The organism is Myxococcus sp. CA051A, assembly GCF_013336705.1.
GTDB lineage: Bacteria > Myxococcota > Myxococcia > Myxococcales > Myxococcaceae > Myxococcus > Myxococcus llanfairpwllgwyngyllgogerychwyrndrobwllllantysiliogogogochensis.
This window is the reverse complement of record NZ_JABUMS010000019.1, coordinates 50,504-73,715: the sequence shown is the minus strand read 5'-3', so window position 1 is coordinate 73,715 and position 23,212 is coordinate 50,504. Positions and strand designations below refer to the sequence as shown.

Sequence of the window (23,212 nt, the reverse complement as noted above, 5' to 3'; positions counted from 1 at the left end):
CCCTCGGCGTATACGACTTCAGCCTGGAGTCGGTGACTCCCGACGCCGGCGGTTCAGCACGAGCAACAGCAGCGTCAGCAGGACTCCGCCCGGCGCGCCGGACTGTCGACAGCCGCATCCGCTGTCCCCCTCCTCGATGGGCGCCTTGGCGGGCAGGACCTCCAACGTCAGAGGCGCCGCGTCGACTCCACCGAAGCGGGTGTCTCCGCTGTACGCCGCGCTCAAGGTGTACTGGCCCGGAGCAAGCGGCGCGAGCGTGTGTTTCGCCTCGCGGGAAGTCACCGTGACGACCTCCAGCACCTCCGTGCCCCGGAAGAACGTCACCGTCCCCGAGGGCTCTCCCTGTCCGCCCACGATGCTCGCGGTGACGGACACCGCCTCTCCCGCATACGCGGGGTTGGCCGAGGCCTGGAGCTGAACCGTGGCCTCCTGGAAGTCGGCGGAGCGAGCGACGGCCAAGGTGTAGCTCTGGCTCGACGAGCAGCGCCCGCCATCCGTCGCGGTCAGGGTGATGGGGAAGGTGCCGGGCTGCGTGGGCATTCCCGTGAGGACGCCGTCACGGAGCTGGAGTCCACGGGGCAGCGCCCCATCGAGCACGAACGTCGTCGTGCCCTCGCCACCCTCATGCACGAAGGGTGTCTGCGCATAGACCTGTCCCGTAGTCCCCGCGGCCAACACGGTGGGGCCCAGCGACATGGGCGGACAGGCCACCGCGAGCGTGAAGTCGCGTGACGCCGTGCACCCATTCCCATCGGTCGCCGTCACACTGAATGGATAGTCGCCGCCCTCCTCGGGAGTGCCCGAGAAGACGCCGCCCTCCAACCGGAAGCCCCGAGGCAGCGCACCCGACACCGTCGAGGTGACGCTCCCCATGGCCCCCAGCACGGCGAGCTCCACCGGAGCGAAGACTCCTCCCCGGGCAATCCCCGGCAGCGCCGCGTCCTCCAGCAAGACGGCTCCCGTGGGACACGTCGACGCGGAGCCTCCCGCCATCCGGTTGTTGCCGAAGGACAGGACGGTGCCCGTGCCGATGAGCCGCGTGGTGGCCAGCACATTGGCGTCCACGGCGGCGCGGGACAGCCTTAGCAGCGTCTGACTCCCACTCCCCACCGAGGCCGCATGCAGGCCCACGCCATTGTGCGTGAGCCGGGCCCGCTCCACGTTGAGCTGGACCTTGCCGCCATCGTCCGTCCGGGCCCAGATGCCGGCCTCGGCATTGTCGGACGCCGTCAGCTCATTCACCGTCGCCACACTGCCCGCGCCGAGCCAGAGCCCCTGGCGATTCCCTGAAAGGTTGCCGCGCGAGATGACTGCAGAGGCCACCCCGGACGGCGAACTCACCCGGACGCCAGCGCCCCCATTTCCCGAAACCACGACATCGGCGAGGACCAGCTGGCCACCCGCCTCGGGCGAGAAGCGGATGCCGTCCTGCTGGAAGCCATGAATCTGTACGCGCTCGACATGCAGCGCCCGCCCGCTGTTGAACGCGATACCCGTCGTTCCGCGCGTGCCCGCGCTCCCGGTCAGGGAGAGCCGACGCAGCACCACCACGTCCTGAGGGCCGGCGTTGATCGTGATTCCCGGGATGCTGGACGCGCTCACCTTGCCGGCCGGCCCGCCATCAATCGTGATGGCCTTGGTGATGACCAACGTGCCGAAGCTGCCGGCGTCAAGCACATCGATTTCCCCCCCCGCGGCCGTCTTGCTGATGGCGCCAGCGAATGTCTTGCACGGCGCGGTGCGGGAACACGGATTCACGTCGTCGCCCACGCCCGACACCCAGGTGCGCGTTGCCTGGGCCAGCGCGGGAGTGGACGCGCAGAGCGCGACCACGAGGATGCAGCGCAAGTGGACCCCCATCGCGCGGCTCAATTCTGAGGCAGCGTGGTGGAGGGGGAACCATCCGTGCCGTTGCCCGCGGCGACGCGATTGTTCCCGAACGAGACGACCGGGCCGTCCAGCCCCAGGCCCGTGTTGTGGCCCACCATCGTGTCGGAGATGCGCACCTGCGCCGGGGCCTCCGCCTTGATTCCGACGCCGTTCTGCGCCACCACGGCCCGCTCCAGCGTCACCTGCGCACCGCCCACCGCCAGGACGCCCTGGCCGGAGTGGCCCACCACCGTCGTGTCATTCACGGTGACGCGCGCGCCGTTCAGCACGTGGAGCCCGATGAGGCCGGACGCAATCTGGCTGTTTCCAATCACGGCTCCGCCGCTCGCCACCTGGATGCCACCCGAGGTTTCGCCGGCGGTCGTCGGCGCCCTGGCGACCGCACCGTTGACCGTCGTGTTGCGCACGACGAGCTGCACGGCGCCCGCGCCAGGCAGGATGTTGATGCCCGAGCCGGTGAATCCCTGAATCGTGCAGTTCTCCACCAGCACCTTGTCCGCCGCGAGGATGCGGATGGCGTCCAGTCCCGTGGTGCCGCCATTGATGGCGACATTTCTCAGGATGACGGTGGCGCCGGCCGCGTTCACGACCACGCCATGCGTCCCTGAATAGAGGATGCCTCCGGCGCTGGGCCCGCCGTCAATCGTGATGGACTTGGTGATGGTCAGCGTGCCGTAGCCACCCGGGTCCATGGCATCAACCTCTCCACCCGTGGCCGTCTTGCTGAGCGCCCCCATGAACGTCTTGCACGGCGCGGTGCGAGAGCAGGGGTTCACATCATCCCCCACGCCCGAGACCCACGTGCGGGTCGCCTGGGCCGAGGCGGAGGAACCCATCAGCAGGCACAGCAGGGCGGGAAGCGCGAACAGACCGGTCGCGCGAGAACGAGCAGAGCCAGGAGAGGACATGGTGAGACACGCTACCCCGCTCGTGCTCACTCCGCGAACGACGCCCGCGCGTGACTCATCCCAGGACAGCCCGAGTCCATCGGCACTCAGATTCTTCAAGGTGTTTCAGCCTTTCCCATGAAAGCTGAACGCACCCAGGAGGAGGTGTTTCAGCCTTTTTCATGAAGGCTGAACGCACCCTGTCGAAATCCTTCGCACGGGACGCTCGCGAGGCCGAGCGCGGCGAGCGTCCCCGTGTGGCTCCAGCCGGGATTACTTCGTCTTGTTGTACTCGCGGCTGGCGATGACACCCTGCACTTCGGCCAGGGCGCGAGCGCCGGAGGCGGACTCGAGCGCCTTCTCGGCGATGGTCTGCACCTGGCGCTTGGCGTCCGCCAGCTCCGCCTGGAGCGACTGGATGGCCTGTGCCTGCTTGGTGTTCGTGTCCTTGAGCGAGGCAATCTCCATGCTGGCCACGCGCTGCGACGTCTCCGCGTCCTTCGTGGCGAGCGTGAGCTTCAGGTCCCACTCCGACTTCACGCGGTTGCCGACGATGGCCGCCGCCGTGTCCGCTTCCTTCTTCAGCACCGCCGGGAACTCGGAAACCTGCTTGCGCAGGTCCTCCAGCTCCTTCTCGCGCAGCTTCAGCGCGTCCTCACGCGCGGCCCAGTCCTTCTCCAGCTTCTCCCTGCGGTCCCGCTCGGCCGCGGACTGCACGCGCAGCCCTTCCACGAACGCGTCCTGCTCCTTCTTGCGCAGGTTCTGGACGTCATACGCGTACTGCTCCTCCGCCCGCTGGCGCGCCATCTGCGCCGCCTCACGCTCGGTGGCCAGGTCCGTGGCCGCCTTGGCGCGCGTGTCCTCGATGTCCTTGTTCAGCCGCTCCATCTCCTCCTGCAGCTCCGCCTTGCGCTTGTCGTACTCCGCCACGAGCACGTCCACGGCGCTGGCCGCCACGTCCTTGCCGTGCAGCTCCGACAGCTCGTCCGTCTTGAGCTGGATGGCCTCGTCCAACTGCTTCATCTCCTCCACCAGCGCGATGACCTGCTCGTTGATGCCCGAAAGCGTCTTGTTGATGGTGAGCCCCGCCTCCGTGACTTTCTTCACCGCGGACTCGGCCGACAGGGTGGAGACGTCCGCCAGCACGTTCTTGGCGTGGGTGTCCCGGGCCTCCTGCTCCTTGGCGGGGACGACGGGCTTGCTGCGCGCCTTGCGAGCCAGGTCCTCGAAGGCGGCCTTGGTGGACTCCGAGGAACGGTTGCGGGCGGCGGACTTGCGGGAAGCGGACTTGCGCGTAGCCATGTGACTCTCCAGGTAGGGCACGGCCAGGCGGGCCAGGGCGGCTCGCGAATGACGTGCGGGTTTCATGGGATTCGTGGTCCCCTTTTTGGGCGACCATGGGAGAAGAGTACCTGTGGGGTCTGACATGGTTGGCCGGGTTCCAGGCATCCGTCCGGGGCCCGGAAACAGGCGTTTGGGGGCCCGGAAAGCCACACCGGGCTTGTCCTTCGGGCCGGCGCGCGGCTAACTCGTCCCCCGAATCCGCTCAAGGGAGAGCGTCAATGCAGGTCGTCAGTGTGAAGCAGGTCCTCGCCGGCGCGGTGGAGGCAGGGACGAAGGTGGAGGTCCGTGGCTGGGTTCGCACCCGGCGCGACTCGAAGGCGGGCATCAGCTTCGTCAATGTCAGCGATGGCTCGGTGTTCGACCCCCTCCAGGTGGTCGCCCCCAATTCGCTGCCCAACTACGAGAAGGAGATCCTCCACCTCACCGCGGGCTGCTCCGTCGTGTGCCGCGGCACGCTGGTGAAGTCCCAGGGCAAGGGCCAGGCCTTCGAGGTCCAGGCCGACGAGGTCCAGGTGCTGGGCTTCGTGGACGACCCGGACACGTACCCCATTCAGCCCAAGCAGCACACGCTGGAGTTCCTGCGCGACGTGGCCCACCTGCGCGTGCGCACCAACACGTTCAGCGCCATTACCCGCGTGCGTCACCGCGCGGCGCAGGCCGTCCACCGCTTCTTCGACCAGGAGGGGTTCTTCTGGGTCAACACGCCCATCATCACCGCGAGCGACGCGGAGGGCGCCGGGCAGATGTTCCGCGTGTCCACGCTGGACACCGTCAATCCGCCCCGCACGCCGGAAGGCAAGATTGACTGGCACAAGGACTTCTTCGGCAAGGAGGCGTACCTCACCGTCTCCGGCCAGCTCAACGTGGAGGCCTACGCCATGGCCATGTCGAAGGTGTACACCTTCGGCCCCACGTTCCGCGCGGAGAACTCCAACACCACGCGCCACCTGGCCGAGTTCTGGATGATCGAACCGGAGATTGCCTTCGCGGACCTGAACGCGGACGCGGACCTGGCCGAGCGCTTCCTCAAGTTCGTCTTCAAGGCGGTGCTGGAGGACTGTGGCCCCGACTTCAAGTTCTTCGAGGAGCGCGTGCAGAAGGGCGTCACGGAGCGCCTGGAGAAGTTCATCCACTCCAGCTTCGAGCGCCTGACCTACACGGAGGCGATTGAAATCCTCAAGAAGGCGAAGAAGAAGTTCGAGTACGCGCCGGAGTGGGGCAAGGACCTCCAGACGGAGCACGAGCGCTACCTGTCCGAGGAGCACGTGGGGAGGCCCGTGGTGGTGATGAACTACCCGGAGGAGATCAAGGCCTTCTACATGCGCATCAACGAGGACGGGAAGACGGTGGCGGCCATGGACGTGCTGGCCCCGGGCATCGGCGAAATCATCGGCGGCAGCCAGCGCGAGGAGCGCCTGGACGTGCTGGACGCGCGGATGAAGCGCTTCGGCTTGGACCCGGCCCACTACCAGTGGTACCGGGATTTGCGCCGCTACGGCACGGTCCCGCACGCGGGCTTCGGCTTGGGCTTCGAGCGGCTCATCGTCTACATGTGCGGCCTGCAGAACATCCGCGACGCCATTCCCTACCCGCGCGTTCCGGGCTGGGCGCAGTTCTAGTCGGGGCGGTCCACCGGCGGGGAGGACGTCAGGGCAGTTGGGACTGGAGCGCGGGCCAGCGGGTGCGAACCCACTGGCGCACGTACTCCAGCTCCTCCTCGTAGGTGAGGAAATCCGTGCGCTGATACCAGGCGGGGAAGTTGCCCTCGCCCACGGTGCCGGGCGCGCCCAGGGCGCGGTACTCCAATTGCCACCGCGCCCAGTCTCGCCTCGCGACGGCGGACGTCTCCTTCTCGTAGCCGTCGATGAGCGCGAGCACGTTCTCCAGCTTCAGCTCGTTGCGCAGCAGCGTCCGGTAGCGCTCGCGCATGGGCCCCGCGAAGGTGGGGTCCGCGAGCAGCCGCGCGAAGATGCGGTTGTTCCCGGTGAAGGTGTTGCGCGTCGTCGGCGAGGTGCGCGTGGTGTCGAAGTTCTGGCCGAAGCTCGCATCGAGGTCCCAGGGGATGAAGCGCCAGGGACCCTGCGTCTTCGGGTCATACGCGTGATAGGCGTTCTTCGAGTGGGAGTCCGTCCCGAGGATGAGGGAGTTGAAGATCCACCAGTCCTCGTAGTCCTTCAGGCGGGTGCGCTGCGGGAAGCTTGCGCGGAACGTGGCGTCGTCGGAGTCCGCCACGAAGGTGATGAAGGCCTCCAGGGTGTCCCAGGCGTGGGGCTGGCCCATCTCCGGCTCGCCGACCTTCTTCTCGAAGCCCTCGCGCAGTGACGCCTTGGGCTCGCCGTTCTTGCGGATGCGGGAGAAGTTGGCGTCGTTCTCCACGGCCTTGAACAGGTCCGAGTCCTTGTCCATGCCGTGCTCCGCCATCAGCCGCTTGTGGGGCAGGTCCGCCGCCGTATAGAGGCCGAGGAAGCGGTTGTTGGCATAGAGCACCGCGCTGAAGGTGCGCACGCGGATGTGCTCGGGTGACATGCGGCTCCACAGGTCGAACGCGAGCCGCGTGCGCACGTAGGAGTTGTCATTGAACGTGGTGACGAGCGCCACGCGCTTCTTCTTGAGGAAGCCGTCGCCGTGGACGGGCTCGTTGAAGAGGTCCTCGTCCGGGAACTCCAGCGTGAAGCTGCGCTTGGGGAAGGCCCCGGACGTGGCGCCCCGGTACTTGGCTTCGATGTTGTAGGTGCGGCCCCGGTAGATGAGCTGCGCGGGCTTGTCGCTGCCGGAGGTGAGGGGCGGCGTGTAGATGAGGTGGAAGACGGGCAGCCCGTACTCTTCCGTGTACTTCGTCGGGTCGACGATTTTGATGTTGCCGGGGCCTCCGTCGTTCTCCGCGACGCCGACCTTGAGGGTGCCCGTTTCATTGCTCGTGTGCTCGCGCAGGACGAGGTTCCACACGGCGGCCTGGTCCCTGCCGGGCGTCCAGCGCAGGGTGGCGGTGGCCTCGTCGAAGGTGGCGCCGGGCGGGAGGTTGTCCACGCCGAAGCGCAGCCCCGTCGTGGTGCTCCCGGTGGCGCACGTCACGGTGGCCGTGACGAGCTGCCCTTCCGTCAACCAGCGCGTCTCGCCAGCGGTGGGGGCGCAGACAATGGGCGCGGGGCCCGCATCGGGCGGACCCGCGTCCGGAAGGGGGCTCCCCGCATCGGGCACGCCCGCGTCCGGAAGCTCCTGGGGATTCGTGGGGGGCGGGTCGGGGATGGTCCCCGAAGGTCCCGTCGGCTCGTCCGGAGGGTCACCTCCAGGGCCGGGGGAGGTGCCACCCCCACAGGCCACCGTCAGACAAACGACACACGCCAGCACGCCTCGCGACAAGCTTCTTCCGGCCACTGTGTAGCTCCCCCGTGTCCACCCACCCATGTCGGAGCGGAAGAGATAGGCATCCGGAGAAGCGCTGACAGGCCCCCGCCCCCGCACCGGTGTTGGCTCATGGACGCAAGGGGTGACTACCCTGCCCGGAGGCGCACGGAGTCCTCCGCGTGTTTTTCCAGCGCCGCGGCAATCTGGGGCGCCGTCCACAGCGGATCCAGACAGGGGCAGAAGTAGCCAGGGCCCGCCTTCTCACGCACGGCCCACTCGAAGAAGCCGCGAGCCGTCGGGTGCAGCTCTTCCGGAAGGAAGAGCGCCGCCACGTCGTACTCGGTGAAGCGCAAGAGGCCCGGCACGCGCCACTCCCGCTCCCAGTCGAAGCGGTAGTTGTAGGGCGCGTTGTGCTTGTCGCCCTGGATGTCCACGAAGGGCGTCATCGCCCAGAGCGGGTGTGCTCGTGAGTCCGTCGCCGCCAGCGCCTGGTCCACCTGGTGCTTCAGGGAGAGGTGCGCGGGCGAGGCGTACTGGACATACCAGACGGGGCCGCCGCCCTGGGAGAGGATGAAGCTCTTGCTGAAGCCGATGCCATACAGGCTGCGGCGCTGGACGAGCCTGCCGAGTTGGTCGAGCGGAATCTCGCTGAAGCAGACGGCTCGGTGCCGGTCCGCGACCTGGGGTTCCTTGCGCGCCAGCCCGAAGCCCTGGGCGCCCGGGATGAGCGTCCGCGTGCCCAGGATGTTCATCATGTTCTGGTAGGCGTCATGGAATGGCGGTCCGGGCTTCGTGAAATGCACCACGAAGTCAGACATGTCGCGCCACTGTGAGTTCGCCTGATAGCCCAGCATCGTCCAATCCCCGGAGGCAATGTCCCGGAGCGAGGTGGGCGATGCAACCGGACTGCATTCGCGACCCCGCTGCCTGCCCGCCCTGCCGACGACGGGCCCGGTGCTCGGTGGCGTCAGGAGTCGACGCGAAGGGGCACCGCGAGCGCTGTCTCCGCTGGTCCGTCGGGGTGTTGGTTGATGGGCGACATCACAATCGTTGTCGAGCGGAGTGGGCCTTCCGCGCGGGGGGGAGCGAGCGATGCGCCACGATGGACGATTGTCACCAGTCGAGCTGATGCGGCGTCTGACCCTGTCACTCGAGCGAATCGCCGCCCATGGGCTCACGAGCGGCGCCATCCAGGGGGCCTCGGAGGGACTCCAGGCGGAGCTGCCAGGGCTCGACGGACAGCTTCGTCAGCTCATCCAAGACGCCGTGGCCCTGCTTGCTCGGGAGGTCGAGGTCGCGGCCGAGCGTCCTCGCGGTTCGTGGTCTCGCTCGCTCGTGGAGAGCGCGGTGCAGGGGGTGGTGGCGGAGCTGCGGCGCTCGATGCCCGGGGCGGATGCGTTGTCCCATGACCTCCTGGAGCGGGTGAATGGATGGTTGGACCACTCGGCCAAGGCGGCGGACCAGCGTCAGCGGGAGCTGCGCCAGCCCGGCGCGCGGGCCCGGACGCTGGCCACGGGCGCGGTGCGAGGCGCGGTGCTGGAGCTGGAGCACGAGATGCCCGTGCTGGCGCCCATCGCCTCGGAGGTGGCGTCCCAGGCGGGGCGCGGGCTCGTCGAGGGACTGAGCACGGCCCTGGATGCGCGGACCGAGCGGCTCGACGAGGTGCTGGAGCAGGTGGGGCGGCGGTTCATCCACGCCGTGGTGGGGCAGTTGGAGCTGGAGCTGAAAGAGCACCGCGAGCGCTCCGACGTGGATGTGGGCGTCGTCGTCGCGACGATGGCCGAGCGCACGGCGACCGCGACGGTGCGGGGCGCCTCCGAGGAGCTGCGACGCCAGCTCCGTACGACGCGAGACGAGCTGGGGAATCCTTCGCTGCGAAGCGCCAGCCGAGAGGTGACGCTGGGCGTGTTCTCCGCGTTGTCGGAGCGGCTGCGCATGCCCCTTGCCGTCGCGATGGGAGCGGGCGGCGCGCTCATGCTCACCGCGTTCACCCTCGCCAGGCGACGCTGAGCGGCGCGTGGCCCGGGTGCTTCGACGGAAAAAGCCCGAGGCCGACGAACTGCAGCGCGAGGTGGGGGAATGCGGATAGGCTGACCGGACGACACGAGGTCCTCCGGGGTGGGCTCGCGCATGAGGCGATGGTTTGGAATCGGCGCGGGGCTGCTGCTCCTGACACTCTTCCTGGGGCGTCTGTTGCTTGGCGGGACGAGCGTGGATGGGCGCGACACCGGAAAGCCTTCCTCCTCTGGCCTCGGAACGGAGGGCCGGGGATTGTCATGGCGCGCGCTGCTCGCGGCGCCCGTCGAGGCGCCCCGAGGTGAGTTGAGGGTGCGTGGCGTCGTGCTCGGACCCGATGGGCCTGTCGAGGGCGCGGTCGTGGTGGCCACCGAAGCAAAGCCAGACATGCCGTTGCTCAAACAGCCTTGCGACTGTGGCGAGCCCTGTGAGCTGCTGTTGCTGAGCACCCTGTGCCGGACGGAGGGGCTGCTGGACTGGTTGGAATCCGGCGCGGGAGAGACGCCTCCCCTGGCGCGCACCACGACGGACGCGGAGGGGCACTTCACGCTCGCGGGCCTGGAAGCGGGACGGTACGCGGTGTGGGCCGAGGGGCCGCGAGGCGTGGGGTTGAGCGAGGACGTCGCCGCGGGCGGCGAGGAGGTCGAAGTGCGGTTGGGCGGCGAGCCTCCGCTGTCGGGCCAGGTGCGGGACGAGTTCGCGCAGCCGGTGGAGGGCGTCCGCGTCACCGCCATCCTCGTGGCACACAACCGTGCCTTCGAGGTGTCCACGACGTTGGATGGGCGCTTCCAGTTCGCGTCGTTGCCCTTCGGGGACTACAACGTCCTCTTCTCCAAGGAGGGGCTGCTCCCGCAGCGCGTGCAGCTCCGGGGAACCGGCATGCAGCGGCTGGACGTGATGATGCCCCGCGCACGTCGGCTCTCGGGGCGTGTCGTCATGGGAGACGTGCCCATCCCTGGCGCGAGTGTGAGGTGCGGGAACCCATACTGGACGCGCGACGTCGTCACCGACGACCAGGGGCGCTTCACCTTCGAGGCACTGCGGCCTGACCAATATTCGTTCTCCGCCACGCACGGTGACGCGGTGGCCGAGGAGCGCGTCGGCCTGGCTCCTGGGGGCGACTATCCCGAGGTCGTGCTGGCGCTCGGCAACGCCCTGCTCCTTCCCGTCGAGGTGCGCGACTCCAGGGGCGCGCCCATCGTCGGGGCGAGCATCTCCGCCTGGTTGATGGGGACGCCCGCCGTTCCCCTGGAAAAGCGTGGGACCACGGACGCTCGCGGGGCCTTCACGTTGGGGCCGCTGCTGCACGGCATCTACGCCGTCAATGTCGAGGCACCGGGCTTCCTCGACCATAACGGCGAGGTGCGGCTGGGAGCGGACACCGTGCCGTTCGCCATCGTGTTGCGCGACGCGGTCACGGTGGAGGGAACGGTGGTGGATGCCGAAGGCCATCCCCTGGCGGGAGCAAGCCTCGCCTTGAGGTCCGCGCGCGACCTGAGTGGCCCGTTCGATGCGTCGGTCATGGCGCGGGATGACCTCGAGTTGGAGAGCACCACGAAGACCGAGGAGGACGGCTCGTTCCTGCTCTCTTCCGCCGAGGCGGGGGAGCATGGACTGGTCGTCACCCATGACGCGCATCGGCCGACGTGGCTTCCGGTGACGTCACCTCGGAAGGGGCTCCGGGTGGTGCTCACGCCGGGCGCCACGGTGAGCGGCGAGGTGCTGAGCGAGACGGGCGCTCCGGTGCGCTCCGCCCAGGTCGGCGCAGTGCCGGTGGTGTCGGAGGTGGCGGGCGCTCACCAGAAGAGGGCGTTCACGGACGCGAGGGGCCGCTTCGCGCTCCAGGGCATCGAGGAGGGGCGGCATTACCTCATGGTCACCCAGAAGGAGTCGGAGACGCTGCGCCAGTTGACCACTCAAATCGAGGTGCGGGGGCTCGAGCCCGTGTATGCGCGCCTCCAGTTCCCCGCGGGACTGTCCCTCTCGGGCGTCGTCGAGGACGGGGAGGGCCGTCCCCTCGATGGAGCCGAGGTGCGAGCGCACCCGGCGGGGAATGCCGTGGTGGTGCGAGCGCAAGGCGACGGCTCCAGGCGCGTCCTGTCGCACCCCGGGCCTTCGACGGGCAAGACCGACGAGGGGGGACGCTTCACGCTGAGCCACCTCATTCCGGGGGCGTACTCGCTCAAGGTGCGAGGGAGTGGCCATTCACTGGATGCGACCCGGACACAGGGGGCCACGACGACGAGGGGCCAGACCTCCGTGCGCGTCGAGGCGGGCGACTCCGAGGTGCGCCTGGTGATGCGCCGGGACGTGGGCATCCGGGGGAGGTTGGTTCGTGAGGATGGCACTCCCATCACCCGGTTCCAGTTGTGGGATGGCACCGTCACGAATGCGCGGGGCGAGTTCTTTCGGGGCCCCCTCAACGAGGGGAAGCTGACGCTCCACTTTTCCGCCCCCGGCTTCGCGAAGCTGTCGCTCACGGTGGAGGTCGTGGAGGGGCAGTCCCTGGACCTGGGAGCGGTGGTCCTCCACCAGGGCCGGCCGCTGCGGGGGCGCGTGACGGACGCGGCGACGGGAAGGCCCGTGGCGGGAGCGCTGGTGGACGTGGGCGACGTCCCCGAGGATGCCGAGGGCTGGGAGCGGCAGGCTCGGCCCAACGAGGAGGCAGGAGCGGCGAGGACGCGGCAGGATGGCACCTTCACCTTGCCGCATGTCATGGAGCGACCGTATGCGCTCGTCGTGACGCACACTTCGTATTCACAGAAGCGCCTGTTGCTCGGCGCGGGGCAGGACGAGGTCGCAGTGGCGCTCGATGCGGGGGCCACGCTGCGCGGCACCGTGAGCGGCTTGAAGACAGGCGATGGCACGGTGGTCCTCTCGGGCGCGGCGAGTGGCTTCCGGAGGGAGGTGCGGGTCGTCGCCGGTCGCTTCGAGCAAGGAAGTGTCCCTCCCGGCTCCTATCTCGTGGCTGTCCAGCCCCATCTCCACGAAGAGGAGGAGCCCGCGTCGCGCCCCGTGTTCATGGCGCGGCACGTCCAGGTCCCTGCTACCGGCACGGTGACAGTGGACTTCGAGGCGCGTCGGGACGGGGTGATGCTCCACCTGCGGGTCGAGGGGGCCTGCGAGGACTCCGTGGCCATCCTCGTGCCAGGGTCGGTGCCCGCTCCGAGCACTCCGGGGGAATTGGTGCTTCTTCAGTCCATGTACTCGCGGGAGCCGGCGAGGGAGGGCGGTGGCTGGACGTTCCGCTCGCAGCCGGAGGGGGCCTATACGGCCTTCGTCTTTCGAAAGGACGCGCAGCATCCCTTCAGTGTCGTGCGCGAGGAGTTGACGCTTCCGGGGACGGGGGAGGTGTCGCTCGAATTGCCGCCCTCATGGACGCTGCTGCCGGAGAAGCTGTTGATGAAGATGGAGTGGAACTGACGGCGTGAGGCCCCTTCGCGGCGCGGTCCGTGGCGACTACCATTGCGCGCCATGCTCCGCCTCCGTCCGCTGTCTGTCGTGGCCCTGCTCACGCTGGTCGTCGCGCCGCTGGCGCTCGCCGCCGGTGGGACCCCCCAGCTCCAGGCCTTCTTCCAGCCCGAGCTGACGAGCGCCGCGTATCAGCAGCGCGCCTACTCCCAGGTCGCCGGCAAGTGGAAGCAGCCCGCGCGCAAGGGGCTGCCCGCCGTGGGACGCAGGACGGTGGTCCAGGCGGTGATTGGCCGGGATGGCAAGCTCGTCACCGCGGTCGTCTCCCAGGAGTCGGGCTCCAAGGTCTGGGATGCCGCCGCGCTGTCCGCCGTGCAGAAGGCCGCGCCGTTCGCGCCGCTGCCCAAGGACTACGCCCTGGCCACGCTCGACGCGCACTTTCATGTCGCGTGGGTCGCCGCACCTTGAACACCTCGCCGCGCTCGTTCGTCTCGGTGCCACCGATGAAACGCTCGTCCCTGTCGTTCGCGCCCCTGCTCCTCCTCGCGCTCGCCCTGGCCGCGTCGCCCGTCGAGGCCGCGCGCAAGCCTCGAAGCATCCAGAGCGCGACGAGCGTCGAGAAAATCTGGTCCGAGTCCCAGCACGTCTATGTGAAGGGAGACGTCGGCGTCTCCGAGGAACAGCTCGAGGAACTGGAGGCCTGGCTCGCGACGAACGCGCCCCACTGGACGGTGGTGTTCCTCTGGAGCGCGGCGGGGGAGCGCTTCGTCGACGCCGAGGGCACGACCTTCACGGGTATCGACGCCGCGTTGCATGCCCTGGGCAAGGGGTTGTCCAATCGCACCCGCTTCGGCGCGCTGAAGCATCCGAAGACGCAGGAGCCGGACGGCGCCGTGTTCGTGCTGTCCCTGGCGGAGCGGAACCTGTCGTATTTCGGCTCGGAGGCGCAGGACCGGCGCAAGGCGGGCGAGGCCCAGTGGAAGGGCGACCTGGATGCTCCGGCCATCGAGGCCATGCGCAACGGTGGTCGCATCATCGACGCGGCGAAGAACACCGTGACGCTCGTCGACTCGCGGGTGGCCTCCGCCATCGACCAGGAGGTGGCCGAGCGCAACCGGCTCATCGAGTCCCTGCGGGGCCGGCTCCTGGCGATGCAGGAGGAGGTGCCGCGCCTCTCCGCGCAGCGGCTCGCGGCCTTCGGGACGGCGCTTCCCTCGGGGCTGACCGCGGCCGCCGTGGACCTTCCTGGCGCGGAGCAGCAGGTCCTCCAGGCCCTCGCGCTGCTGACACCTCTGGAGAAGGCCGACCTCGCGAAGGCGACGGCGGTTCATGACGGACTGCGGACGCGCCTGGACGGGCTGAACGTGGCGATGGAGACGCACCGTGCCGCGTCCGAGCGACTCAAATCGCTGGAGTCCGCGCAGGTGACGCTGTCCGCGCATCCGTTGGCCGCGTTCGCGTCCGAGCGGCTCACGCTGCTGCGCACGGAGACGGAGAAGGCGCGCGGCGCGGTGCGCGACATGACGCTCGCTCATGGCGGCGCGCTCACGTCGGCCGAGGCGGCACGCGCGAAGGTCTCCGAGACGCTGGATGCAGCGGGGCGGGATGGGCAGCGGCTCACGGAGCTGGCGGGGTTGCTGGAGCGCCTCGCGACGAGGCCGGAGGTCGAGGACTTTCAGGAGCCGCTCGCGGCGGCCCGGCTGGCGCTGGGGCAGGCTCGCGAGGCGTATGATGCGAGAGCCTCCACGTACGGCGAGCTGCTGCGAGCGACTGAGGACTCCTACCGCACGGCAGTCGCGTCGGCGGACGAGGCGGAGCAGGCCCGGAGGACGCGCAACCAGGGCGGGGCGGCGGGTGGCGCGGGCCTGCTCCTCGCGGGTGTCTGGGCGCGTCGTCGCCGCAACGCGAGTCGGAGCAAGGCCACCGAGCTGCATGCCCGCTGGCGCACGGCCATCGACGAGAAGACCCACGCGCTCTTCGGCCTCCTGGAGCGCACGCACCTGTGCGCCGGCAAGTCCCGAGAGGACATCGAAAAGCGCTTCGCGGGAGTCACCCGGGAGCGCGGGCAGCAGCTCGCCTCCGATGTGGACGAACTCTTCCTGCTCGCCACCGCCGCCGCGCGCGTGCTGCATCGGGCCGAGGAACTGCTCGAGGGCGCGGGTATGACGAAGGCCCTGGGAGCGCACCTGGGGACGGCCCGCTACGAGCAGGTCACCCGCTTGCTGCGCGACGAGCCCATCGTCTTCCACCCCGACGAAGGCGTGGAGGACGTGCTGCGCGGACCGCGCACGGAGGCGCAGCGGCTCATCGGCGACCTGAAGAGCTATCAGCCCTTCTCGCTCTCCTTCGAGGCCTTGCTGGAGGCGTTCAACACCCATGCCGAGCGGGCCCTTGTGCTGGTGGACTCGCTGGAGAAGGCTCCGACGACTTCGGTGGACTCGGTGAAGGTGCTGGAGTCCTTCTCGGCCGAGCTGAAGACGACCGCCTCCGGGGACGCGGTGCTTCGCGTGAAGGACGTCATCGGTCACGTCACGCCGTGCCTGGACGCACTCGCGAAGCAAGCGAGGTCCCTGTTGGGCATGGACCCGCTCGCCGCGCTGGAGGGGCCGCTCGCGCAGGGCGCGCGACGGATGGATGATGCACTGGCGCTCGTCACCGTGTTGGACGTGGCCGCGCGCGAGGTGCTCCCGGTGGTGACGCAGGCGGGAAAGGCGCTGGGGGGCGCGGGCCTTTCGCGCCGGTGGTTGGATGACGCGCTCGCGGCCCTGGGACATACGGCGGAGGAGACCGCGAAGGCGCTGGTGGACCAGCCGGTGAAGGAGTCCGTCGAGGTGCTGGGGCAGTCCTTCTCGGCGCTGGCCACGCGAGCGACGGAAGCGGACGAGTTGGTGGCGCTCTCGGCCCGGGCGCGAGATTCCCTGGCGCGCGTGGAGAAGGAAACGGCGAAGGCCCGCGCGGAGCTGGGGCAGTCGATGGACAAGCCCGCCTCGGCGATGCTTCGCGAGAAGGACGCGGACCCGACCGACCGGCATGCCTCTGGTGCCCACTCCTTGACGGAGGCGCGAGCGGCCCTCGGTGAGGGACAGCTGGATGCGGCGCTCACGGCGCTCACGGCCACCCTGACGCGCGTGGGCGAAGTGGAGGCGCTCATCGCCGGCAGCCACGAGGCCCGGAAGAACTTCGCGGCCCGGCGGGATGCGTGCCGTGCGGAGGCCCGGCGTCTCGAGGTGCGCGTGGCGGATGGCACCGTGCTGCTCGAGGCGCTGACACGTGGCTATCGCCCCTCCGCGTTGCGGCTGCGGCCGGAGGACCCGGTGCATCCGGAGGCCAACGGCACGGTGCAGGACAACCTCGCCGAGGTGGCCCTTCATCGAGGTGAGGCGGCGAAGCGCCTGGCGGAGTCGGAGCTGGCGTATGCGGAGGCCCGATTGCTGGCCACCGCCGCGTTGCTGACGGAGGTGGAGGCGCGCCATGCCCGGGTCCACGCCCGGCTCGATGAAGTCGAGGAGAAGTCGCGGAGACTCCAGTCCACCGAGGAGGGCAATGCCCACACGCTGCTCGTGGCCCAGGGCCTCATCACGGCCTGTGACACTGATGCCTCCGATGCCCGCACGATGCAGCCCACGCGCACGGCCCGCGATGCAGCCCGGCAGCTCCTCCTGGCGGCGGTGACCGCGGCGGAGACGCGCCCCGCGGACCCCTTCGACGCCGCCGAGCGGCTCGCCTCCGCCTGCCTGTCACTGGAGCAGGTGCGGCAGACCGCCGCCTCGGACCGGGCCCACCACGCCCAGGCCGAGGAGAGCCTGGCCTCGGCGGACCGCGCCCTGTCCTTCGCGGACCAGTGGATTCGTCAGGCCGCCAACGACGGCATCACCGACAGCCGCGCGACGACGGTCGCCATCAACGCCCTGGTGACGCTGCGTCGCGAGCTCGACACGACGATGAAGGACTTCGCGAAGCCCCATGGAGACTGGGTGGCCTTCGACAGGGTGGCGGACCGCATCGCCTCCGAGGCCGCGCGCAAGTCGGCGGACCTGCGCGGAGAGCTGCGCGCCGCCGAGGAGGCCTCCGACGCCATCCGGTCCGCCGCCAGCCTCGTGCAGAGCGCCGCGACCTGGCGGGGCAGGGCGGGAGGCTCCCAGCTCGACTCGGCGCGGCGCGCGCTCGACAAGGGGCTCTATCCGGAGGCCCTGCGGTCGGCGGACTCGGCGACGCGCGAGGCTCGTGACGCCATCGAGGAGGCCGAGCGCGAGGAGGAGCGGCGCCGCGAGGAGGCCCGTGAGCAGGCGCGGGCTCGCGAGGCGTCCTCGTCCAGCTCGTTCTCGTCCAGCTCGTCCTCTTCGAGCAGCGACTCGGGCTTCTCCAGTTCTTCCTACAGCAGCGGTTCTTCTGGGAGCGGCTCGGGGTTCGGCAGTTCGAGTTGGTAATCGCGGGCAGGCGCACGGAGCGTTATGGTGCGCCCCCATGGCAACCCCTCATATCTCCGCCGCACCCGGCGACTTCGCCGACGTGGTGCTGATGCCCGGCGACCCCCTCCGGGCCCGCTATATCTCCGAGCGCTTCCTGGAGGACGCCCGGGGCGTCACCTCCGTGCGCAACATGTTCGGCTTCACCGGCACCTATCAGGGCCGCAGGATTTCGGTGATGGGACACGGCATGGGCGTGCCGTCCATCTCCATCTACGCCACCGAGCTCATCAAGGAATATGGCGCCCGCGTCCTCATCCGCGTGGGGAGCTGCGGCGCGCTCCGCCCGGACGTGAAGCTGCGGGACGTCATCGTCGCCACCGGGGCCGGCACGGACTCGAAGGTGAACCGGATGCGGCTGCTGGACCACGACTTCGCGGCCGTGCCGGACTTCCAGCTCGCCCGGTGGGCGATGGAGGCGGCGGAGCGACGGAGCAAGGCCGTGCGCGCGGGCACCGTCTTCACGTCCGACCTGTTCTACCACCCGCAAGAGCCGCTCACCGCCACGCTGGTGCGGATGGGCGTGCTGGCCATCGAGATGGAGGTTGCTGGCTTGTACGGCGTAGCAGCCGAGTTCGGTGCGCGCGCCCTTGCCCTGCTCACCGTGTCGGACCACCTCCAGACGGGTGAGGCCCTCTCCCCGCAAGACCGGCAGACCTCGTTCGACGAGATGATTGAGCTGGCGCTCGACGTCGCACTCAAGGTGCCGGCGCCGGCGCCCTGACGCGGACATTCTCGCGCGGGAAGTGTGGCCCTGGCCACGCAGAGAGCGCCCCCCGGGGCAGGGGGGCGCCAAAAAATCAGGGCGGGGCTTTGTGCTCGAACGATTCTCGGGCCATCCTCCGGCCCGGTGCGTTACCCCCTCTGGCTCCTATTGGTTTGCGCCGGCTGTGCCGCGCGCGTGGCTCCCCCCTCTGGCGGCGAGGCTGCCCTTGCGTCCGTGCGTTCGGAAGGACTGACGCCCGCGCGAGAGCAGGTGCCTCCGGCACCGGTTGAAGCCGTGCCGATTGTCTCGGCGGAGGGGGCGACTTCCGGGGCCGCCGCTGTCGTGGCCCAGGCTTCCGACGAGAGCTGCGCGCTGTCGGCGGAGGACCTGGAGGACGAGGCGGCGGAGGCCGGCGAGGGTGAAGGCGACGACGGCGAGGGAGAGACGCCGGTGGTGGGCGGCGAGGTGCCGACGGGGCCGTTGTACTCGGCGGAGGTGTCCGATGAGGACCTGACGCGGCGCTGGAAGGAAGACATCGCGTCGCTCGGCTCGATGGCGGTGGGTTTCGCGCACAGCGGCCGGCTGGTGAACTCCGTGCAGTTCCCCCGGGGCGACGACTGGATTGTCGTGTCGCCGGAGATTGCGTGGGGCACGCAGGAGAGCATCGACTACCTGGTGTCGGCCATTCGTGAGGTGCGCTCGAAGTACCCGGAAGCGCCGCCCATCCGCGTCAACGGCATCAGCAACAAGGAGGGCGGCTACAAGCGTCCTCACAAGAGCCACCAGAATGGCCGGGACGTGGACGTCGGCTTCTATTACCCGACGGTGGACCCCATCCGTGAGCGCGAGCGCGAGAAGTACATCAACGTGCCGCTCAACTGGGCGTTCATCCGCGCGGTCGTCACCAAGACGGACATCCAGCTCATCCTCGTGGACAAGCGCGTGCAGAAGGTCCTGTATGACCATGCGCTCGCGGTGGGCGAGGACAAGGCGTGGTTGGACTCGCTGTTCAGCCCGGTGGGCATCATCCGGCACGCGCGTCGGCATCGGGACCACTTCCATCTGCGCTTCCACAACCCGAGGGCGCAGGAGCTGGGGCGCAGGGTGCAGCCGCTCCTGTCGTTGCAGCCCGAGCACAACGTGACGGTGCACCGCGTGCGCTCCGGTGACACGCTGGGCGGCATCGCGCTGAAGTACGCGTCGACGGTGTCGATGATTCGCAAGGCGAACCGCATGCGGAACAACTTCCTGCGTGCTGGCCAGCGGTTGTCGGTGCCGCTGCGGGGACCGTGCACGAACTGCCCCGTGCCGCCGCCCTTCGTGCTGCCGCCCCGGCAACTGCCGCCCGAACCGAAGGCTCCCGCGGTGGCCGTCGCCACGAGTGCCGCGCCCGCCATGGATGCAGCGCTCGCGACGAACTGCGCGAAGCCCACGCCCGTTGCCGAGGCGGTGAAGCCGGCCGCCGCGCCCGTTGCCGAGGCGGTGAAGCCGGCCGCCGCGCCTGTTGCCGAGACGGTGAAGCCGGCCGCCGCGCCTGTTGCCGAGACGGTGAAGCCGGCCGCCGCGCCCGTTGCCGAGGCGGGGAAGCCCGTTGCCATGCCTGTCGCCGAGACGGTGAAGCCGGCCGCCGCGCCTGTTGCCGAGGCGGTGAAGCCGGCCGCCGCGCCCGTTGCCGAGGTGGTCAAGCCCGCTGCCATGCCTGTCGCCGAGACGGTGAAGCCGGTTGCCGCACCTGTCGTCGAGGTAGTGAAGCCCGCTGCGCCCGTTGCCGAGACGGTGAAGCCCGCCGCCACGCCTGTTGCCGGAGCGGTGCAGACCACCATCCCGGTCGCTGCGTCGGCGCAGTCGGCCTCATTGCCAGTCGCCGGGTCGGTGCCGTCCGCTTCGGCTACGGCCGTGCCCGCGTCGCCGGCCTCCGTGCACGGTGCCTCGGAGGGCTCGTCCGCCGGTATCTCCCACGGACGCTGAACGTCGAGCGCTTCGCTAGAAGCGCGTCCTCACCCCCAGGTCCAGTGCGGGCAGGAACTTCACCTCGGTGAAGTCGTCCATCCGGAGGACGGCCACGGGCAGTCGTCCTCCGATGAGCAGCGCGAGCTGGGGCATGACGAAGACCGCGATGGACCCCACGGGAGCGACAGCGGGTCCAACGGTCCACAGCGTCTCGCCCGACCGGCTCTGCACGACAAGCTGCATGCTGGCCTCGACGCCGCCGGTGAACTCCACGATGCGGGCCTGCTTCTTCCACGCATAGCCCACGCCCAGCCCCGTGATGAACTCCCGGTCCTCCTGGTGCGGCCCCTGGCCCAGCTCCAGCGAGAAGGTCATTCCGCTCGACTCCGTCCGGGACAGTTCCAGTCGGAACGACACCAAGGCCCCGTCCGGATCGATCACCGTCTGGCGCGCTCCCACCGTCAGGCTGAGCGCACGGCTCCCAGGAGGATTCTGGAATCGAGACATGGGCAGGGGCGGTGGCGGCAGTGCCTGTTCGAACACCGGCTTCTCGGCCGCGGGCTCCAGCGCGCCGACCGCCAGGGGCTCCGAAGTCGGAGGCTCCAGGGACTCCACCGAGACCGTGCTGGCCTCGGCCGCGGCCCGGCGCGTGGCGGCCTCCTCCCAGGGACGAGGTTCCTCCGGCGCCGTCCTGGAGGTCTTCGCACCGGGCGCCTGCCCAGGCTGCACCTGAGCCGCCGACGCCGGCCAGTTCCACTCCTCGGGTGACGAGGAGGAGACGGCCGTCCGCGCCACCGGCTCCGAGCCCCCCTTCCTTCCACCGACGAGAGGCGCGGGGGCCACGAGCTGAAGGTCTTCCCACCGCACCTTCTGAACCTGTCCCGACGGCGCGCGCACCGTGCCCTGGTGCTGCTTGCCCGCGCGCCATGCCCGCAGCTCGTACTCCCCGGGAGGCACCGCGAGCCGGGGCACCGCGCCCGGCCCCAGCTCCGCGAGCACCTGTCCCCGCCCGGGACGCAGCAACAACGCGCGCTCGAAGTCGGAGGGCAGCTCCAGGGCCGTGCCCGGGCTGGGGAGCTGGGTGAGGATCAGCTCGCCCTTGCCCGTCAGCCGGTAGTCATAGGCGGGATGCTGCGCGCCCGTCAGCACGTCCGCGGTGGCGGAGACCGTATGCGCATAGGCGTACTGATACGCCTCCGCCAGCGTCACCAGCCCATCGCCGGAGGCATCCGCCGCCCCGCGCAGCCCAGACACCAGGTGGTGCGTGAAGAGCGAACCGCCGACCTCGCGAGACTCCAGCGCCAGCTCGTCCTCCGCGCTGGAGGTGAGCAGCGCATGCCCCGTGCTGTGCACCTCGTCCGTCAAGCGCAGCTCGAAGGAGGGACCGGGTCGTCCGCCCTTGAAGCGCAGCAGCGCGCCGCTGCGGCAACTGTCGACGATGGCCAGCCGCACATCCGCGCGCGTCGCGTCCAGCCACCGGCGCAGCTCCGCATACAGCAGTCGCTCCGTGCCCAGCTCCAGGGCCACGCCATCCGAGTGCCCGGAGAAATAGAAGAGCAGCACCACCCGCGTGTCCGGCGTGACGCGCAGCGAGTCGACCTTCCGCGCGGCGGCGTCCAACGCGGCGCGCACCGTGGCCAGGTTCTCGCCCTGCAGGACGATGAGGTCCGAGGGTGGCACGTCTCCCAGCTCGGAGAGGACTCCGGCGAGCTTGACCGCGTCGGCCTCGGCGTAGCGCAGCGGAGGCCGCTCGCCACTGCCGACGTTGTGGCCGACCAGCACCGCGATGCGCCGGGTCCCCGCCTGGGCGGGCAGGGCGGCGCAACACACGAAGGCGAGGACGAGGCAGCGGATGAAGGTCATCACGGCTGGGTCTTCTCGAAGAGGAAGGAGGCCTGTGCTCCGGCGGGAACCGGCAACCTCGTGCGGTCTCGGATGACGTCAGCCCCCCCGGCCGAGATTTCACGCAGTGCGGGAGCCACGGACTCGATGGACAGCGGCTTGCGAGAGAACAGGGCGAACAGTCGCTCGGGGCCCGGGGCGCTGTCGAGCACCACGCTCCCCGGAATCTCCAGCGGCAGCCCCCTCGAGGGCAACAGGCCGCTCTCGGTTCCCCCGAACGGGAAGTAGGTGCTCACCTGTCCCGCGCCATCCACGGAGACGACGAGGACGTAGGGCAGCCCCAGTCCCTCGACGACGAAGCGCACCTGGTCGCCCGCGGCCAGCGCCTCGCCTTCCTCCACCTTCCACGTGCGCTCGCCGCGGTGCGCGAAGAGCTGGAGCACCGCGCCTCCCTTGAGGGCGAGCTCGGGCTCCTCGGCAGAGGGGATGGCGACGAGCGCGAGCAGGAGCAGCACCGCCGACGAGAGGGCCAGGGCGGGGGCCCACCATCGCCAGCGGTGTCCCCACGGCGACACGCGGGTGGGGAGCCGGTCGGCGCGGGGCAGCACATAGGCGGTGAAGTGGCGGCGCAGCGACGCCAGCTCGTCCGCGCGGGTGCGACACGTGAGGCAGGTGTCCAGGTGGGCCTGGGTGGCACTGCGCTCCTGGGGGGAGAGCGCATCCATCGCGAGGGCATCCAGCTTGAGGCTGGAGACGTGGGAGGGGGCGGTGTTCATGAGGGGGGCCTCCCGGCGAGCGTGTGTGCGTGCCGGTGGAAGTCTGCGAGCCGGTTGACGACGGTGCGACGGGAGATGCCGAGCACCTGGGCGACCTCGTCCTGGGTCATCCCATCGGCGAGGTGCAGCCAGGCGACCTCGGCCGCCTTGGGGGGCGCGGTGGTGATGAGGCGGCGAGCGAGGTCCCGGTCCTCCAGGAGTCGCTCGGCGTCGACGCCGGGTGCCTCGGGAAGCTCTCCGACGGGCACGGCGCGGCGGCGGCGGTCCCGGGCCTGGTTGAGGCAGTAGTTGGTGGCCACGCGGTAGATCCACGCGAGGGCGTGGTGGGCATCCGGGGCGCGGGCCAACTGCCGGTGCAGGCGAAGGAAGGTCTCCTGGGCCGCGTCGGCGGCCGCGGCGTCGTCGCCCAGAATCTGGCGGCAGCGGGCATACAGGGCGGGCCCGTAGGTGCGGTAAAGCGCATGGAGGCGGTCTTCGGACATGGTGGTTTCGCGTTCCGGCCTCCCTACCAACACCCGGGGTGTCCGGATTGCGCAACAGGCGCTCCGGACAGAGCGGGTGTGGTAGCACGGGGCCGCC

15 protein-coding genes are annotated in these 23,212 nt (G+C 69.8%); 7 read left to right on the top strand and 8 right to left on the bottom strand.

The window, feature by feature from the left end:
* Positions 1–18: 18 nt before the first annotated feature.
* From HUA74_RS37495 to HUA74_RS37485, 3 genes are all read right to left on the bottom strand, one after another.
* Entirely contained in the window at positions 19–1,860 is a 1,842-nt protein-coding gene (locus tag HUA74_RS37495) for a putative Ig domain-containing protein (RefSeq protein ID WP_174458427.1), read from the bottom strand.
* Positions 1,861–1,868: 8 nt separating this feature from the next.
* Positions 1,869–2,798, bottom strand: a complete 930-nt coding sequence (locus HUA74_RS37490) for a right-handed parallel beta-helix repeat-containing protein (protein ID WP_174458426.1) — start codon at positions 2,796–2,798, stop codon at positions 1,869–1,871.
* Between the two features lie 252 nt (positions 2,799–3,050).
* Positions 3,051–4,079, bottom strand: coding sequence for a kinetoplast-associated protein (locus tag HUA74_RS37485; RefSeq protein ID WP_174458425.1), 1,029 nt, complete (start codon positions 4,077–4,079; stop codon positions 3,051–3,053).
* A gap of 260 nt (positions 4,080–4,339) precedes the next feature.
* On the opposite strand from HUA74_RS37485, the gene asnS reads away from it, so the two are divergent.
* Positions 4,340–5,740 carry an asparagine--tRNA ligase gene (gene asnS, locus HUA74_RS37480; RefSeq protein WP_174458424.1) on the top strand — a complete coding sequence of 467 codons (1,401 nt, stop codon included), beginning with the start codon at positions 4,340–4,342 and terminating at the stop codon, positions 5,738–5,740.
* A 28-nt stretch (positions 5,741–5,768) separates the two neighbouring features.
* Here asnS and HUA74_RS37475 read toward each other — a convergent pair whose 3' ends face one another.
* Together HUA74_RS37475 and HUA74_RS37470 are read right to left on the bottom strand one after the other, a co-directional pair.
* Positions 5,769–7,526, bottom strand: a complete 1,758-nt coding sequence (locus HUA74_RS37475; RefSeq protein WP_174458494.1) for a CotH kinase family protein — start codon at positions 7,524–7,526, stop codon at positions 5,769–5,771.
* 86 nt (positions 7,527–7,612) lie between these two features.
* The gene (locus HUA74_RS37470) at positions 7,613–8,320 is read right to left on the bottom strand and encodes an abortive infection system antitoxin AbiGi family protein (protein WP_141644159.1); all 708 of its coding nucleotides are present in this window, start codon (positions 8,318–8,320) and stop codon (positions 7,613–7,615) included.
* Between the two features lie 274 nt (positions 8,321–8,594).
* Here HUA74_RS37470 and HUA74_RS37465 point away from each other — a divergent pair, with 274 nt between their 5' ends.
* The 6 genes from HUA74_RS37465 to HUA74_RS37440 all read left to right on the top strand — a co-directional run bounded on the left by HUA74_RS37465 (position 8,595) and on the right by HUA74_RS37440 (position 20,033).
* Positions 8,595–9,476, top strand: coding sequence for a hypothetical protein (locus tag HUA74_RS37465; protein WP_174458423.1), 882 nt, complete (start codon positions 8,595–8,597; stop codon positions 9,474–9,476).
* A gap of 120 nt (positions 9,477–9,596) precedes the next feature.
* Positions 9,597–12,905 carry a carboxypeptidase regulatory-like domain-containing protein gene (locus tag HUA74_RS37460; RefSeq protein WP_174458422.1) on the top strand — a complete coding sequence of 1,103 codons (3,309 nt, stop codon included), beginning with the start codon at positions 9,597–9,599 and terminating at the stop codon, positions 12,903–12,905.
* Positions 12,906–12,956: 51 nt separating this feature from the next.
* Entirely contained in the window at positions 12,957–13,361 is a 405-nt protein-coding gene (locus HUA74_RS37455; RefSeq protein ID WP_141644162.1) for a TonB family protein, read from the top strand.
* Between the two features lie 35 nt (positions 13,362–13,396).
* Complete coding sequence (locus HUA74_RS37450; protein ID WP_174458421.1) at positions 13,397–17,320, top strand: hypothetical protein; 3,924 nt, start codon at positions 13,397–13,399, stop codon at positions 17,318–17,320.
* A 37-nt stretch (positions 17,321–17,357) separates the two neighbouring features.
* Complete coding sequence (gene deoD / locus HUA74_RS37445) at positions 17,358–18,083, top strand: purine-nucleoside phosphorylase (protein ID WP_174458420.1); 726 nt, start codon at positions 17,358–17,360, stop codon at positions 18,081–18,083.
* A gap of 216 nt (positions 18,084–18,299) precedes the next feature.
* Complete coding sequence (locus HUA74_RS37440) at positions 18,300–20,033, top strand: penicillin-insensitive murein endopeptidase (RefSeq protein WP_371817370.1); 1,734 nt, start codon at positions 18,300–18,302, stop codon at positions 20,031–20,033.
* 15 nt (positions 20,034–20,048) lie between these two features.
* Here the strand turns inward: HUA74_RS37440 and HUA74_RS37435 are convergent, their stop codons facing one another.
* The 3 genes from HUA74_RS37435 to HUA74_RS37425 are packed head-to-tail and all read right to left on the bottom strand — an operon-like array spanning position 20,049 to position 23,115.
* Complete coding sequence (locus tag HUA74_RS37435; protein WP_254625441.1) at positions 20,049–21,878, bottom strand: caspase family protein; 1,830 nt, start codon at positions 21,876–21,878, stop codon at positions 20,049–20,051.
* Positions 21,878–22,633 (bottom strand): DUF4384 domain-containing protein, encoded by a 756-nt coding sequence (locus tag HUA74_RS37430; protein ID WP_141644167.1) that lies wholly within the window; start codon positions 22,631–22,633, stop codon positions 21,878–21,880. Before HUA74_RS37430 ends, HUA74_RS37435 begins: the two co-directional genes overlap by 1 nt.
* Positions 22,630–23,115: an RNA polymerase sigma factor gene (locus HUA74_RS37425; protein ID WP_141644168.1), complete on the bottom strand. Its 486-nt coding sequence runs from the start codon at positions 23,113–23,115 to the stop codon at positions 22,630–22,632. Before HUA74_RS37425 ends, HUA74_RS37430 begins: the two co-directional genes overlap by 4 nt.
* Between the last annotated feature and the right edge of the window lie 97 nt (positions 23,116–23,212).